14 protein-coding genes are annotated in these 14,670 nt (G+C 70.7%); 6 read left to right on the top strand and 8 right to left on the bottom strand.

Features of this window, described 5'->3' with window-relative positions:
• Window positions 1-23 precede the first annotated feature (23 nt).
• The 4 genes from ABD747_RS17445 to ABD747_RS17430 all read left to right on the top strand — a co-directional run bounded on the left by ABD747_RS17445 (window position 24) and on the right by ABD747_RS17430 (window position 2,082).
• Window positions 24-587 carry a single-stranded DNA-binding protein gene (locus tag ABD747_RS17445; RefSeq protein ID WP_344806908.1) on the top strand — a complete coding sequence of 188 codons (564 nt, stop codon included), beginning with the start codon at window positions 24-26 and terminating at the stop codon, window positions 585-587.
• A 122-nt stretch (window positions 588-709) separates the two neighbouring features.
• Window positions 710-946 (top strand): 30S ribosomal protein S18, encoded by a 237-nt coding sequence (rpsR, locus tag ABD747_RS17440; RefSeq protein WP_344806906.1) that lies wholly within the window; start codon window positions 710-712, stop codon window positions 944-946.
• A gap of 13 nt (window positions 947-959) precedes the next feature.
• The gene (gene rplI / locus ABD747_RS17435) at window positions 960-1,406 is read left to right on the top strand and encodes a 50S ribosomal protein L9 (protein ID WP_344806905.1); all 447 of its coding nucleotides are present in this window, start codon (window positions 960-962) and stop codon (window positions 1,404-1,406) included.
• A gap of 115 nt (window positions 1,407-1,521) precedes the next feature.
• The gene (locus ABD747_RS17430; protein ID WP_344806903.1) at window positions 1,522-2,082 is read left to right on the top strand and encodes a hypothetical protein; all 561 of its coding nucleotides are present in this window, start codon (window positions 1,522-1,524) and stop codon (window positions 2,080-2,082) included.
• A gap of 267 nt (window positions 2,083-2,349) precedes the next feature.
• On the opposite strand, the gene ABD747_RS17425 is transcribed toward ABD747_RS17430, so the two are convergent.
• A complete protein-coding gene (locus ABD747_RS17425; RefSeq protein ID WP_344806901.1) occupies window positions 2,350-3,663 on the bottom strand; it encodes an MATE family efflux transporter in 1,314 nt (437 codons plus the stop codon).
• Between the two features lie 298 nt (window positions 3,664-3,961).
• Complete coding sequence (locus tag ABD747_RS17420; protein ID WP_344806899.1) at window positions 3,962-4,234, bottom strand: cell division protein CrgA; 273 nt, start codon at window positions 4,232-4,234, stop codon at window positions 3,962-3,964.
• A 97-nt stretch (window positions 4,235-4,331) separates the two neighbouring features.
• On the opposite strand from ABD747_RS17420, the gene ABD747_RS17415 reads away from it, so the two are divergent.
• Both ABD747_RS17415 and ABD747_RS17410 read left to right on the top strand, forming a co-directional pair.
• A complete protein-coding gene (locus ABD747_RS17415) occupies window positions 4,332-5,144 on the top strand; it encodes a DUF881 domain-containing protein (RefSeq protein ID WP_344806897.1) in 813 nt (270 codons plus the stop codon).
• Window positions 5,145-5,382: 238 nt separating this feature from the next.
• Window positions 5,383-6,018 carry an aminodeoxychorismate/anthranilate synthase component II gene (locus ABD747_RS17410; protein WP_344806895.1) on the top strand — a complete coding sequence of 212 codons (636 nt, stop codon included), beginning with the start codon at window positions 5,383-5,385 and terminating at the stop codon, window positions 6,016-6,018.
• Between the two features lie 31 nt (window positions 6,019-6,049).
• On the opposite strand, the gene ABD747_RS17405 is transcribed toward ABD747_RS17410, so the two are convergent.
• From ABD747_RS17405 to ABD747_RS17380, 6 genes are all read right to left on the bottom strand, one after another.
• The gene (locus ABD747_RS17405) at window positions 6,050-8,521 is read right to left on the bottom strand and encodes a glycoside hydrolase family 36 protein (RefSeq protein WP_344806893.1); all 2,472 of its coding nucleotides are present in this window, start codon (window positions 8,519-8,521) and stop codon (window positions 6,050-6,052) included.
• 248 nt (window positions 8,522-8,769) lie between these two features.
• On the bottom strand, window positions 8,770-9,411 hold the full coding sequence (locus ABD747_RS17400; protein WP_344806891.1) for an alpha-ketoglutarate-dependent dioxygenase AlkB: 642 nt from the start codon (window positions 9,409-9,411) through the stop codon (window positions 8,770-8,772).
• Between the two features lie 92 nt (window positions 9,412-9,503).
• Window positions 9,504-10,280, bottom strand: coding sequence for a VOC family protein (locus ABD747_RS17395; RefSeq protein ID WP_344806889.1), 777 nt, complete (start codon window positions 10,278-10,280; stop codon window positions 9,504-9,506).
• A 93-nt stretch (window positions 10,281-10,373) separates the two neighbouring features.
• Window positions 10,374-11,111 carry a TetR/AcrR family transcriptional regulator gene (locus ABD747_RS17390; RefSeq protein WP_344806886.1) on the bottom strand — a complete coding sequence of 246 codons (738 nt, stop codon included), beginning with the start codon at window positions 11,109-11,111 and terminating at the stop codon, window positions 10,374-10,376.
• A 61-nt stretch (window positions 11,112-11,172) separates the two neighbouring features.
• The gene (gene pknB, locus ABD747_RS17385; RefSeq protein ID WP_425562556.1) at window positions 11,173-12,909 is read right to left on the bottom strand and encodes a Stk1 family PASTA domain-containing Ser/Thr kinase; all 1,737 of its coding nucleotides are present in this window, start codon (window positions 12,907-12,909) and stop codon (window positions 11,173-11,175) included.
• 97 nt (window positions 12,910-13,006) lie between these two features.
• Window positions 13,007-14,443, bottom strand: coding sequence for a peptidoglycan D,D-transpeptidase FtsI family protein (locus ABD747_RS17380; RefSeq protein ID WP_344806882.1), 1,437 nt, complete (start codon window positions 14,441-14,443; stop codon window positions 13,007-13,009).
• Window positions 14,444-14,670 lie beyond the last annotated feature (227 nt).

Here is a 14,670-nt window from a genome sequence, read left to right as displayed (position 1 = left end):
GATCCTCACGCACGGAGACATACATGGCAGGCGAAACCACCATCACCCTCGTCGGCAATCTCACCGCCGACCCGGAGCTCCGCTTCACCCCGTCGGGTGCGGCGGTCGCGAACTTCACCGTGGCCTCCACGCCGCGGCAGTTCGACCGCAACACCAACGAGTGGCGCGACGGCGAGGCGATGTTCCTCAACTGCGCCGTCTGGCGGCAGGCCGCGGAGAACGTGGCCGAGTCCCTCCAGAAGGGCATGCGGGTCATCGTCCAGGGTCGGCTGAAGTCGCGCAGCTACGAGACCCGCGAGGGTGAGAAGCGCACGGTCTTCGAGATCGACGTCGACGAGATCGGCCCGGCACTGCGCTATGCCACCGCTCGGGTCAGCCGCAACAGCGGCGGCGGTCAGGGCGGTGGTCGATCCAACGACCGCGGCCAGGGCGGCGGTGGCTACGGCGGCGGCCAGCAGGGCGGCGGCAGCTACGGCGGCGGCGGGGACGACCCGTGGGCCTCCGGCGGCGGCCAGGGTGGCGGCGGCTCTCGTCAGCAGAGCTCCGATCCGTGGGGATCGCCGCAGGCCGAGGAACCACCCTTCTGAGCAACCTGCCTCACCAGGCAACACCGAACACACGACACGACAACCGGCACATTCCGGCACCGGGCCCGCTCTATGGGTGGAGCGGCGCCGCGGGAGCCGGGCTCTGAAAGGAGAGCACCACAATGGCCAGCACCCCACCCGACAAGCGCAAGCCGAAGAAGAAGTCCAACCCGCTTCGCGCCGGTCAGCAGATCGACTACAAGGACACCGCCACGCTGCGGAAGTTCATCTCCGAGCGCGGCAAGATCCGCGCCCGCCGGGTGACCGGCCTGTCCGTCCAGGAGCAGCGCCGGGTCGCCATCGCCATCAAGAACGCCCGCGAGGTTGCGCTGCTGCCGTACGCCTCGACGGCTCGCTGAGAGGAGACGGCAGATGAAGCTCATCCTCACCGCCGCGGTCGACAACCTCGGCATCGCCGGCGACGTGGTCGAGGTCAAGGACGGTTACGGCCGCAACTACCTCGTGCCGCGTGGCTTCGCCATCGGCTGGACCAAGGGCGCGGAGAAGCAGATCGACGGGATCAAACGGAGCCGCGACGCTCGCGAGATCCGCGGTCTGGATCACGCCCAGGAGGTGCGGGCGCAGATCGAAGCGCTCAGCATCACGCTGCCGGTCCGGGCCGGCGCGACCGGCAAGCTGTTCGGTGCGGTGACGCCGAACGACGTGGCCGGTGCGATCAAGAAGGCCGGCGGCCCGTCGGTCGACAAGCGCTCCGTCGAGATCGCGAAGCCGATCAAGAACGTGGGCAACCACACGGTCGGCGTGAAGCTGCACGACGCGGTCATCGCGCACGTCCAGCTTGCCGTCGTCGCCGACTGACCACCGTGCACCGCGTGCGAGCCGACCGGGATCTTCCGGTCGGTTCGTCTCGTTTCTGCGGCCGGGGTGCCGGCGACCCGCGTACGCTCGATCGCGTGACGGCGGGGTGGCGCGCGTGATCCAGATCGACCCGGAACTGCAGTTCCGGCGTGAACGCGACGCCAAGGTGCGGGTGGTCGTCACCGTGGTCGCGGGGCTCTGCATGATCGCCAGCGCGCTGCTGCCGCACATCACCGTGGTCAGCGCCGAATACTACGGCCGCTCGCTGCTGCGCGTGCAGTACTTCTTCCTCAAGGCCGACGCCACCGCCGCGGGCTGGGGATCGGCGAGCGATCCGATCCTCGTGGCCAGCGGCATCAACGCCGCCTACTACGGGCTGGCCGCGCAGGAGGCGGGGCTGGTGCTGTCGGCGTTCTCCATCTGGGCGTTGTTGACCGAGGGCGTCGGGCGCTGGGTGCGCCGGCTCGCGGTGGTGGCCGGCTGGCTGCTGGTGATCAGCGCGCCACTGGTCATCACCGGCTGGCGGCTGCTGAATGCGGGCGGGGTGCCGACGAAGCTCGGTGCCGCGAGCCTGTTCGCGCTGGCCGCCGGGCTGATCATGGTGATCGGGGCCCGCGCCGCGAAGCGTCGGTTGGACTCCACCTGGTACTGGTCCAAGCCCGATCTGATCACCTGATCACCTGATCACCGGTTCCCGCGCCTCGCGTTCCCGCGCCTCGCGTTCCCGCGCCTCGCGTTCCCGCGCCTCGCGTTCCCGCGCCTCGCGTTCCCGCGCCTGACGCTCCCGCGCGCTCCGCACCCCGCTCCCCGCGCACCCCGCACCGCGCGCGCTCCGCACCCGCCCCGGAAACTGTGCAGCTGTTGCAGACGCGCCCGGCGTGTCGCTGCAAGACACGCACAGTTTCCTGGGGAGAGCGGGCTGGGTTCCGGGGGAGGGCGGGAATCAGACGGCGCCGGTGCGCATCCAGGCGCTGCCCCGGATCCGCCAGAGCAGGGTGAGCATCCGGGCGGCGACGTACCAGCCGTAGGCGACCCACAGCCAGACCAGTCCGGCGCCCGTGTGTTGCACGACCAGCGCCGCGGGGACGTACGCGAGCAGCGCGATCAGCCCGGCCAGCGCAAGATAGCGGCCGTCGCCGGCCCCGATCAGGACGCCGTCGAGGACGAAGACCACACCGGCGATGGGCGTCGCCAACGCCATCACGACCAGCACCTGGGAGAGCAGCGCCTGCACGGCCGGGTCGGGACTGAACAGCCCGACGTACAGCGGCCGGGCCAGCACCAGCGCCGCCCCGAACACCAGGCCGAACAAGATGCCCCAGCCCATCATCCGCCGGGTCATCGCGCGGCCGAGCGCGACGTCGCCGGCCCCCAGGGTCCGGCCGATGATCGCCTGTCCGGCGATCGCGACGGCATCCAGCGCGAAAGCGAGCAGGGTCCAGATCGACACACTCACCTGGTGCGCGGCCAGCGCCACCGCGCCGAACCCGGCGGCGACGAACGTCGTCAGGGTGATCCCGGTCTGCAGCGCGGCGGTGCGGAGCACGAGCCACACCCCGGTCCGCGCCGCTCCCAGCACTCCCCCCGGCCGGAAGTGCAGGGGAGCGTGCGAGCGCCGCATGCCGCGGACCACCACGGCGGCTAGCACCAGAGCCGCGCTGCCCTGGGCGATCAGCGTGCCGAGCGCCGATCCGGCGATGCCGAGCCCGACGCCGTAGACCAGCAGCAGGTTCAGGCCGACGTTCGCCAGGTTGGTGGCGATGACGACGTACAGCGGGGTCCGGGTGTCCTGCAGCCCGCGGAGCACGCCCGTGCTGGCCAGGGTCAGCAACACGCCGGGCAGCCCGAAGGCGGCGATCCGCAGGTATGTCCGCGCCTGCTCCGCGACCACCGGCGACACGTCGTAGAGCCCGACCACCGGTTCCAGCACCGCCTGCAGCAGCACGGTGAGGCCGACGCCGACGAGCACGGCCAGCACCATTCCGTCGAAGCCGGCGGTCAGCGCACCGACCCGGTCACCCGCACCGAGCCGGCGGGCCACCGATCCGGTGGTGCCGTACGCCAGGAAGATGCTGAGCCCGATCAGCACGCCGAGCACGTTGCTCGCGATGCCGAGACCGGCGAGCTGGTCCGTGCCGAGATGACCGACGATGGCCGAGTCGGCCAGCAGCAGCAGCGGCTCCGACACGAGCGTGGCGAAGGTCGGGATCGCGAGCGCGAAGATCTCCCGGTCCAGGGTGCGGCGGCTCGCGGTCACGCGCTATTGCTATCAGTGCTCCCCGACCACGCCGGAGGATCTGGTCGCGCTGAGACTCACAGGCTTGCACAGGCGACACGCCACCACGTTCGGGCCGGGATCGTCGGGGGTGGGCTCACCATGGGAAGTCGTGGAGTCCCGGCCGTGCCACGGCTGCGGGGACACTTCCCATCCACGCACCAGCGCGGTACGTCGTCCGGGGCTCCACGCCGATCGTGCGGCGGTCTGCCGTGAGTTGTCCACAGCCTCGTCCCCAGCTGTGGAGAATCACACTGATGTGATTCAGGCGCGGACGGGGCTACTTCCAGAGGGTGGCGATGCCGAAGGCGGCGGCCATCCCGCCCATGCCGATCAGGATGTTCCAGTTGCCGAGGTCGCTCATGAACGGGATGTCCGATCCCGCGATGTAGTAGACCACCAGCCAGGCGACCCCGAGCAGGCCGACCGTGATGAAGGTCGGCGGAACCCAGCGGCGGCTGCCCGGCTTGACGACCTTCTTGGGCTTGGCCTCCTGCTGAGCCTTCGCTCGCTTCTTGTCCTCGGCGGCCTTGCGGCCTCTGGATTCCGGCACCACACTCTCCTCGCGTTGAGTAGGTAGCGTAGTCAATGAGCCGGAGCCGAGTCATTTTGCCGCGCTCGTGCCCGACCCTGACCTCGAGGAGCCACCCGTGCGCGACCGCCTTCGCCGCGTCGGTCGGGTGCTGCAGCGGGCGCGCGCCGCGCAGCGCTGGCGGGATCGGCGGCGGAGCCGGGTGGGTCGGCTGGTGACCGCCGTTGTCTGCGTGCTCGCGGGCCTGATGATCGCCACCAGCGCACTGAACGCGCGGGGCACGGACCTGCGACCCGGCCGGAACACCGACCTGGTCAGCCTGATCCAGTCCCAGTCGCGGCGGAACGCGCAGCTGAGCAGTCAGCTCACCGAGATTCGCCGGCAGGTCGACGCGCTCTCGGCGGCCAACAACGCGCAGGAGCCGGACCTCGGCCCGGAGCTGCGCCGCCAGTCGGTGATCGCCGGGGTCGAGGCCGTGGCCGGTCCGTCGGTGACCGTGACGCTGACCGATGCACCGTCATCGGTGGCCGCGAACGGCATCGATCCCGATCTGCTCGTCGTCCACCAGCAAGACATCCAGGCCGTGGTGAACGCGTTGTGGTCCGGCGGCGCCGAGGCGATGACGATCCAGGGGCAACGGGTGATCGCCACCACCGGGGTCAAGTGCGTCGGCAACACGGTGGTGCTGCACGGTGTGCCGTACGCGCCGCCGTACGTGATCAGCGCGATCGGCGATCCGGTCCGGCTGCGGGCCGCGCTCACGTCCTCTGAGGCGATCAAGATCTATCAGCAGTACGTCGCCGCCTACGACCTCGGTTATCAGGTGCGGCAGGATGCCCGCTCGACCTTCCCCGCCTACGACGGCTCGCTCGACCTCGACTGGGCCCACGTGAACCGGGAAGTCTCGCCTTCCGCGTCCCCGACCCGCTGAGCATCGCTCGGGCTCGCATTTGCGCCCCGCCCGGCACCCGCCCACTCACTCCGCACCGCGGAGGTCGAGTCCGCACCTCGCGCGCAGGGCGCGGAGTGCACCTCCGGGGCGCGGAGTGAGATCCGGCGCGTCGCTGCGGCCCGTGCTGGCGCGGCGCCGGCGCCATTCGCGGGGCGTGGCAGTCCGGAGCACGAGAACGAGGCGGCGCCGGACGTACGACGTCGGCGAGAATGGGCGGGTGGCTCCGCGCATCCTCGTGATCGACAACTACGACTCGTTCGTCTACAACCTGGTGCAGTACCTCGCCCAGATCGGCGCCGAGGTCGAGGTCTGGCGCAACGACGACCCGCGGTTCGCCGATCCGTCCTTCCACGAGGGGTTCGACGGGGTGCTGCTCTCGCCGGGGCCGGGCACGCCCGAAGAGGCCGGAGTGTGCATCGACGTGATCCGGTCGCACGCCGGCACGGTCCCGATCTTCGGCGTGTGCCTGGGGCTGCAGTCGATCGGGGTGGCGTACGGCGGCGTGGTCGATCGGGCGCCCGAGCTGCTGCACGGCAAGACATCCCTGATCGAGCACGAGGGGGTCGGTGTGCTGGCGGGACTGCCGAGCCCGTTCACCGCCACCCGCTATCACTCCCTGGCGATCGAGCCGGAGACCATGCCGGCCGAGCTGGAGGCTACCGCGCACACCGCCAGCGGCGTCATCATGGCGGTTCGCCACCGGACGCTGCCGGTCGAAGCCGTCCAGTTCCATCCCGAGTCGGTGCTGACCGAGGGCGGTTACCAGATGCTCGCCAACTGGCTCGCGGTCTGCGGTGATGCCGAGGCTCCCACCCGGGCGGCGGGGCTGGCGCCGCTGATGTCGGCCGGCTGAGCGTCCCGCGCCGAACTCCGGTCGGCCGTGTTCACTCCCCGGGCTTCGGCCGCACGATCGAGGCATCGGGTCGGCTCGCGGTCAGCCGGAAGGTGCGGGCCGCCACTCCCGCGCCGTCGCCGAGCACCCAGAGCGTTCCCGAGTCGGCGTCCCAGGCGGTCTCCCAGCCGGGTAGTCGGGTCGGGAAGAGCGGCTCGACCGCGAGCTCGGTGCCGGCGTAGGCCCGGAGATCCAGGGCCACCTGCGGCGTCGCCCCCTCGCGGCGGAAGACGGTGACCAGGGTGTCGTCGGCGCCGCGCAGCCCGAGGCTCAGCCAGGGGTCGTTCCAGCCGGGCAGCCCGGTGGGCCAGGTCGGCCGACGCTGCGGGATCGAGCTCCGGATCGACTTGTACGTCCGCACGGCCTCCGCGACCAGGTCTCGTTGGGCCGGCCTCAGCCGGTCGAGGAATCCGGACAGGTACAGCCGGCCGAGCAGACCGAGGGAGAGGACGTACGCCGTCTCCTCGTCGTCCATCTCCGCGCTGGGGTACGCCCAGCTCCCCGCCTGCTCGGGGAGGATCGTCATCGGTGCGGCGACCGAGATCGGAGCGTACGCGCGCGGATCCTCCTGGTCGGTCGTGGACTGGAGCTGGAGCCTGGACAGCATGGCGAAGTCCATCCGCATCGCGCCCGACGCGCAGTTCTCGATGATCAGGTCGGGGTGCCGGTCGAGGACGGCGTCGAGCCAGGCCAGGTGCGCGCGGTTGTGCTCCAGCAGGCCGGCACCGACCGAGTCCGCGTCGAAATCGGTGCCGGGACCCGGATCGATGTTGTAGTCGAGCTTGAAGTAGCCGACACCGTGGCTGCCGACCAGCCGATCGATCACCTCGTCCAGGTGCGCCCGGGCCGCTGGATGCCGGAGATCCAGGTGATACCGGCCGGCCTCCCGGAGGCGCGCACCCGCTCGTTGGAAGAAGGCCGCCGGCGGCAGCGTCTCGGCGACCGGACTGTGGACACCGACGACCTCCGGCTCCAGCCAGAGCCCGGGCACCATGCCGCGGCCGCGGATCGCCTGGAGCACCTCGTCCAGACCGCCGGGAAACCGCGTGCCGGACGGGCGCCACGCGCCGACGCTGTCCCACCAACCGCTGCTGTCGTCGTACCAGCCCGCGTCGATGCAGAAGGCCTCGGCGCCGGCCAGAGCGGCCTGCTCGATCAGCGGGAGCAGTTTCGCCGTGCTCGGATCGCCCATCAGCGTGTTCATGTAGTCGTTGTAGACGAGCGTCGGTGTGGTGTTGTCGGGGTGCGGGCGCCGGGCTGCGCGCCGGTGACCGGTCAGCGCACCGACGACGTGCTCGAGGTCGGTACCGAACGCAACGGTGGCCGGAACCGTGCTGAATCGCTCGCCGGTCCGCAGCCCGGTGAGCCAGCCGTGATCGACGTCGGTCGGTCCGCTGAGCGTCAGCCGGAGCGCGCCGTGCACCTCGGCCAGCTCCGAGCGCCAAGCGCCGTTGTGCTCGATCTGCCAGCCGATGGCCCAGCCCGCGTCCTGATCGACCACCGCGCCGAGCGGCAGAGCGTCCGCCGTCGACCAGGTGCCGGTCGAGACCCACCGGTGCGCGCCCTTGCGGGTCGCGCCGGATGGGAGGCGCAGGTCGACGAGAAGGTCGGCGACTCGATCGAGCTGCCACCGGCTCTCGCCCGTCCACTCGCCCCTCGCGCCATAGACCAGCGTCGTCTCGAGTGCGCCGGCCGGCGCCGCCGCGACCCCCGCGTCCGCCGTCGACGCGACCTCTGCGCCGGCTGCCGACACCAACGCCGCGGCCGCCGCTGCCGCGGGCGTCGGGGGCGTGCTGCCCGGCGTCGACGCCGCTGCCGCTTCCGCCGTCGACGCCGCTGCCGCTTCCGCCGTCGACGCCGCTGCCGCTTCCGCCGTCGACGCGCTCGCGGCTTCCGCCGTCCACGCGGCTGCCGCTTCGGCCGTCGGCGTCTTCTCGGTCGTCGCGTCCGCTGGCGCCCCGGTCGGACCGCCCGTCGGCGCGTTCTCGGGGCCGTCGGCCGGCGGGTCGGAGCGACCGTCCGGCACGGTGGCCACCGCTGAGGCGCGCCGCAGGACTCGTGCGGTGACCGGGGCGCTCAGCGAGGTCACCGCCGTCAGCACCTGCCGTGCACTGCCGGTGTTCACCACGGTCGTCGTCGCACTGAGCGTGCCCGGCGCCCGGCTGGTCAGAGCCAGCGTCGCCGCCAGTGCCGACTCCGGATCCTCGAGGTCGAGCGCCCAGCCGTGCTGGATCGGGTGATGGGAGCGATAGCGCAGGCGCTCACCGACCAGGGTTCCGCTCAGCCGCTTCAGCGGGTGAACATGACCGTCGCCGACCGTGAGGACCTCGACCAGCGGCACAGCCGGACCGTCGAAACGCGCGCGCACGGTCTCGGTGTCGACGCCGACGAGTGCCGGCGGCCCGTCGTTCGGAACCGCGATCTCGACGGCGATTCCCGGAAAGTCCAGCCGCACCGTGTCCATCGCCTCGCCTCGCCTCGCCCCGACCCTCTCCGCTCCTGCGCCTGACGTCCATCCGATCACAGGTCGCAGTCCGATCAGAGGTCGCAGTCCGATCAGAGGTCGTAGCCCGATCAGAGGTTGCAGTCCGATCAGAGGTCGCAGTCCGATCAGAAGTCGCAGTCCGACCAGAGGTCACAGGGAGCGGGGCGAGACTCGTTCGGGACGACCGGCCACAGCCGTCGGTCACCGACGGGCCGGCGGTCCGCGCCTCACCGGACACCTCGCGGTCGAAACTGGACACTGATCCGTGGCCCGACGGGCCGAGCCGTCTTCGGGATGGAGTGCTCCCACGTCCGCTGACAGCTGCCACCCATCACGATCAGATCGCCCGGACCCAGCTGCTTGCGGATCGTGACGCCGCCTCCACGTGGACGCAGGTGCAGGAACCGGGCGGAGCCGAGGGAGAGGATGGCGACCATCGTGTCCTCCGACTTGCCGCGCCCGATCGTGTCGCCGTGCCACGCCACCGAGTCGCGGCCGTCGCGGTAGAGGCACAGGCCTGCGGTCCGGAACGGCTCGCCGAGCTCGAGGCGGTAGTGCCGGCTCAGCGCCTCCCGGGCAACCGCCAGGCTCGGGTGCGGCGGCGGGTCAGCCTCGTCGTAGAAGGACAGCAGTCGGGGGACGTCGACAACCCGCTCATACATCTGGCGACGCTCGGCCCGCCACGGGACCTCGTCGACCAGGTGGTCGAACAGGTCGTCCGCACCGGCGATCCAGCCCGGCAGGACGTCGATCCAGGCGCCGCGGCCGAGCTCCTCGCGCACGATCGGAGCCAGCGGGCGCACTGCGACGCCCTCGTCGAGATCGAAGAGCGAGCCTTGGAGGACGGAGCCCTGCACTGTCATCGGCATGAGCAAACGCTAGCACGAATAGAACATGTATGCGATAGTATTTCGAACGTGATCTCGAATCATCGAGATTGCGAATCAGTCGAACACAGCGCTCAGGAGGTGGCCAGCTCCCATGCCTCACCGTCCGGACTCGCGACCACGACGACATAGCCGTCGAGGTCGCGGACCCAGAGCTCGCGATGGCCCGGGCCGTTGCCGCCGCCCTCGGGTGGATTGCGATGCGGTTCCCGGACGACCTCCGCACCGAGCGTTGCGGCTCGGGTCACCACGTCGTCGAAGTCGCTGACCTCGCCGAACCAGACCAGCACGCCGTTCCCGCGGGGTCGCTCGGGGTCGCCGATCGTGCCGTGATGGTGCGCGACGTCGAGCCGGTGCAACTGGAGCACGAGGGTGCCGCCGGCCAGCAGCCGTTCGTATTCCGGACCGCCGTGGTCGCTGGTGAGACCGAGTAGGGCCTGATACCAGCTGCTGGCGGCCTCCACGTCGGTCACCGCGAGCAAGGTCTGCGGTTGAGGCGCGCGCACGGGCGCCACCAGCCCCAACCGGTTCCCGGCCGGATCGTCGATCTCGACCAGCCAGCGCTCGCCGTGATCGAGGTACGGTCGCTGGACGACGGCGCCGCCGGCTGACTCCACCCGGGCGAGGGTGGGGTAGAGGTCGTCGACCTGCAGCCAAAGCAATGGTCCGGCGGCCGGGTCATCGGGACGCCGGTCGTTGACCCACTGGCCGATTAGGTTCGGCGCCTCGAAGTTCTCGTCACTGGTTGACCAGCCGAGCACGTCGGCGTAGAAGGTGGCCGCCCGCGCGATGTCGTGTGCGGGCAGCTGGAGGTAGTCGACGGTTCCGCGTCGCGGCCACTGATGCGTCATCTCGGGCTCCTGGTGCTTCGTGGGTGGTGATCGGCCTTGATGGATCGTCTCGGGAACCGTCTCCCGGTCCGACCATGCGGCCCCGCTCGTGCGCTAGCGGGCGCCCTCGGGCCCAGGCGTGGGCGTGGACGTGGACGCCGGTTCAGTGGACGCCGGTTCGGTGGGCGCCGGGATCGAGCGGGCCGAGTCGTCGAGCAGCAACGACGCGGAATGGCGCCACCAGTCCCGGTACGCATCCGCGGTCCAGCCGCGATCGCGGACCAGACGGACGTACATGGCCGGGTCCATCAGCACCCAGAGGGTGTCGGTCGCCGCCTCGGGTGTCCAACCCGTGCGGAGCGTCCCCACTTCGCTCAAGACGTCGACGATCCAGCGTGCCGTGACCGCCCGCTGGCCGGCCAACTGATCCGCCAGTGCGCGGAGATCGGGCGACGCCCGGGCGCCCTCGAAGGCGGCCAGCACGAGCCCGGCCGACCGGGTCTGGGCGGCGGTGACGACGTCGGCGGCGAGGTCGAGCACGACGGACGGCTCGGCGGCGGCGCGGGCGTCGACGGCCCAGTCGCGCTCGATCATCGACACCGGCTCGTCGTCACCGGCGATCGCGACGTCGATCGCCGACTTCAGCAGGGCAGCCTTGGTGCCGAACGCGGCCTCGACCGTCGGCACTGACACGTCCGCTCGCCCTGCGACCAGTCGGAGTGTCGTGCCGGCGTAGCCCTGCTCGAGGAAGGCGGTTGCCGCGGCGTCGATCACCCGGCGACGCGTCGCGCGTGCCTGAGCCGTACGCCGGTCGGACCGGTAGGCACGCGATGTCGGCGCCGAAGACTTCACCTCGACCACTATTCGCTATGGCAGTGCCATAGTCAATGGACAGGAGGTCGGGCGGCGCCGCTCAGCTGTTTCCGGTCCCCGGTGTCGCCGTCCCGTTCGGATCCGGCGGATTGGGCGGGCCGGTCGTCGGCGGCGGGGTCGGCGGGGCGACGGCGACGGTCAGCGTGATGGTCGTTCCGCGCGAAGCGGTCGACCCCGCAGCTGGGTTCTGCGCGATCACCAGATCGGCCGCGACGCCGCCGTTGGTCTGCTGGTCGACCCGCTTCACCTTGAAGCCCGCATCCTCCGCCTCGGCCTTCGCGCGGTCGTACAGCTGCTCAGTAAGGTTCGGAACCTCGGACTTGCCGGTCGCGAAGGTCAGCGTGATCGTGGTGTCGAGCGCGGTGGTCGAGCCTCCGCTCGGGCTGACCGACAGCACCTCGTTGGCCTTGGCGTCGGCCGACTCGCTGCTGGCCTCCTTTTTGGTGACGTTGTTGAAGCCGGCGGCGACCAGCTCGTCCTCGGCGTCGTTGACGTTCTTGCCGACCAGGTCCTTCGGCACGGTGCCGGTCTTCGGGCCGTCGTTGACCGTGATGGTGACCGAGCTGTTCTCCGCGACCTGAGTTCCCGAGACCGGATCCTGCCCGGTGACCGTGCCCTTGGTGTCCGCGTTGCCGTTGGTCTTCTTGACGATGACCTTGAGGTTGCGCGAGGTCAGCTGATCGGTGGCCTGCTGCTGGGTGTACGTCAGCACGTTCGGGACCTCGACCATCACCACCTCGGGCGCGCGGTTGAGGTAGCGGTAGATCCCCCACGCCCCGAGCCCGACCACCAGCAGCCCGAGGATCACCAGGAACGCGATCAGTCCGGCCTTGCTCTTGCGCTCCTCTTCTTCCGGCTCCTCGGTCTGCACCGGCGGCGGTGCGGCGACAACGCGGGTCGGGGTGGCCGCCTCGCTGGTCACCCGGGGTACCACCGCCGTCGCCTGCTGGCCGACCAGCACGCGGCCGATGTCGGCCTTCATGTCGCGGGCCGTCTGATACCGGTCCGCCGGGTCCTTGGCCAGGGCCTTGAGCGTGATCGCGTCGATGTCGGCGGAGATGGACGGATCGAACGTGCTCGGCGGGACCGGGGTCTCGCGGACGTGCTGATAGGCCACGCTGACCGGCGAGTCGCCGATGAAGGGTGGGCGACCCACCAGCAGCTCGTACATCAGACAGCCGGCGGAGTAGAGGTCGCTGCGCGAGTCGACGGTCTCGCCACGGGCCTGCTCCGGGGAGAGGTACTGCGCGGTGCCGATCACGGCCGCCGTCTGGGTCATCGTCGCGGACGTGTCGGCCACGGCGCGGGCAATGCCGAAGTCCATCACCTTGACGCCACCGGTCGGGGTCAGCATCACGTTCGCCGGCTTGATGTCGCGGTGCACGATGCCGGCCTTGTGGCTGTAGCTCAGCGCGTCCAGCACGCCCTGCATCAGTTCGAGCGCCCGCTCGGGCAAGATCTTGCGACCGTCGCGCAGCACGTCGCGCAGCGTCGGACCCTCGACCAGCTCCATCACGATGTAGGGGATCGAGACGCCGGTGACCGGGTCGGGGTCCTCGCCGGTGTCGTACACCGCGACGATGGTCGGGTGGTTCAGCCCGGCCGCGGACTGTGCCTCGCGCCGGAACCGGGCCTGGAACGTCGGGTCGGTCGCCAGGTCGGTCCGCAGCATCTTGACCGCCACCGGCCGGCCGAGCCGGGTGTCCACCGCGCGATACACCTCGGCCATGCCGCCTCGCCCGAGCACGTTACCCAGCTGGTAGCGCCCCCCGACCATCCTCGGCTCGCCAGTCACGGGTTCGATCCTCTCCACTCGCCGGGTCCTTGTCGAGTTGGGGTCGGCTGACCGGCCCGGCTCCCCGGGGTTCGTCGGCTCACAGGGCCGCCTCCATGACCTTCTTCGCGATCGGGGCGGCGAGCCGGCCACCGGCGATGTCGTTGCGCGGGATGTCGGCGTCCTCGACGATCACCGCGACCGCGATCTCGGGGTCATTGGCCGGGGCGAACGAGGTGAACCAGGCGAACGGCTTGCGCTTGGGGTCCGACTGCGCCGTTCCGGTCTTGCCGCCGACCTCGACGCCCGGGATCTTGGCGTTGGCGCCGGTGCCGCTGTCGACCACCGTCACCATCATCTGCTGGAGCTTGCGCGCGTTGTCGGCGCTCATCGCTCGGGACAGCACCTTCGGCTTGGTGGTCTCCAGCGGCTTGAGGTCGGGGGCCTGCACCATCGAGACGATGTAGGGGTCCATCACCACGCCGTCGTTCGCGATCCCGGCCGACACCATCGCCATCTGCAGCGGGCTGGCCGCCACGTCGAACTGGCCGATCGAGGCGAGCGCGAGCTGCGCCTTGTTCATGTTGTCGGGGAAGACGCTGGCCACGCCGCCGAGGTCGGAGAGGTGCCGCTGGTTGAAGCCGAACTTGTCGGCCTGCTCCTTCAGCTTGTCCTGGCCCAGCTGCAGGCCCACGTTGGCGAACGCGGTGTTGCAGGACACCCGCAGCGCCTGCGTCAGGGTCACCTCGCTGCCGCCGCAGTTCGTGCTGTTCGGCAGATCGGTGGTGGTGCCAGGCAGTCGCAGCGGGTTCGGCGCCTTGACCTTGGTGTCCGGCTCCATCCCGTCCTCCAGCGCGGCCGCGGTGGTGACCAGCTTGAACGTCGACCCGGGCGGATAGATCTCCCGCGCGGCCCGGTTGCTCAGCGGCTTCTGCGGGTCCGCGAGCAGGCCGGTGTAGGCCTTCCGTGCGGCGTCGATGTCGTGGGTGGCGATGTCGTTGGGGTCGTACGTCGGGCTCGTCACCAGTGCGAGCACCGCCCCGGTCTTCGGGTTGAGAGCGACGACCGCACCCTTCTGGTCGCCGAGCGCCTCGTACGCCGCGCGCTGCACGTCCGGCACGATCGTGGTCTGCACGCTCGCTCCTTCGGGCTGCTGCCCGGTGACCGTGTCGACCAGCCGGCGGACGAACAGGGAGTCGGAGGTCCCCGCGAGCTGCTGGGTGTAGGTGGCCTCCAGCCCGGTCGAGCCCTGGTCGTAGGAGTAGAAGCCGGTGATCGGGGCGTAGAGCTTCCCGTCCGGGTACGTCCGCTGGTACTTGAACCGGTCGTTCGACGGCTTGCTGGTGGCGATCTCGGTCTTGCCGGCCGCCAGGATCGCGCCGCGATCGCGGGAGAACTCGGCGTCGCGAACCCGCCGGTTCTGTGGGTTCGCGGCCAGCGCGTCGGTGCGGACCAGGCTGTTGAACGTGATGTTGCCCAGCAGCAGGGCGAACATCACCATGGTCACGAACGCGACCCGCCGGATCGGCCGGTTCACGTCAGCCCCCGAAGGTGTAGCCCCCGAACGGTCAGCCCCCGAACGGTCAGCCCCCGAACCGGCAGCCTGCGAGCCGCCGTCTCCCGGAAACTGTGCAGCTCTTGCGGTTTCCCCCGGCGTGTCGCTGCAACAGCTGCACAGTTTCCGGGGAGGGGGAGGGGGAGGGGGAGGGGGGCCGGGGCGAGGGGGCGCGGGGCGAGGGGGGCCGAGGCGAGGCGGGCCGAGGC

It is taken from the genome of Microlunatus ginsengisoli, assembly GCF_039537205.1.
GTDB lineage: Bacteria > Actinomycetota > Actinomycetes > Propionibacteriales > Propionibacteriaceae > Microlunatus > Microlunatus ginsengisoli.
Note: the sequence above shows the minus strand (reverse complement) of the source record. Positions and strands in the feature narration are given on the sequence as shown.

Excerpts from the sequence above, each read along its gene's own strand:
- ABD747_RS17400 (WP_344806891.1), bottom strand. The coding sequence starts at position 9,411 with ATGCCGATGACAGTGCAGGGCTCCGTCCTCCAAGGCTCGCTCTTCGAT.
- ABD747_RS17395 (WP_344806889.1), bottom strand. The coding sequence starts at position 10,280 with ATGACGCATCAGTGGCCGCGACGCGGAACCGTCGACTACCTCCAGCTG.
- ABD747_RS17405 (WP_344806893.1), bottom strand. The coding sequence starts at position 8,521 with ATGGACACGGTGCGGCTGGACTTTCCGGGAATCGCCGTCGAGATCGCG.
- ABD747_RS17445 (WP_344806908.1), top strand. The coding sequence starts at position 24 with ATGGCAGGCGAAACCACCATCACCCTCGTCGGCAATCTCACCGCCGAC.
- pknB (WP_425562556.1), bottom strand. The coding sequence starts at position 12,909 with ATGGTCGGGGGGCGCTACCAGCTGGGTAACGTGCTCGGGCGAGGCGGC.
- rpsR (WP_344806906.1), top strand. The coding sequence starts at position 710 with ATGGCCAGCACCCCACCCGACAAGCGCAAGCCGAAGAAGAAGTCCAAC.
- rplI (WP_344806905.1), top strand. The coding sequence starts at position 960 with ATGAAGCTCATCCTCACCGCCGCGGTCGACAACCTCGGCATCGCCGGC.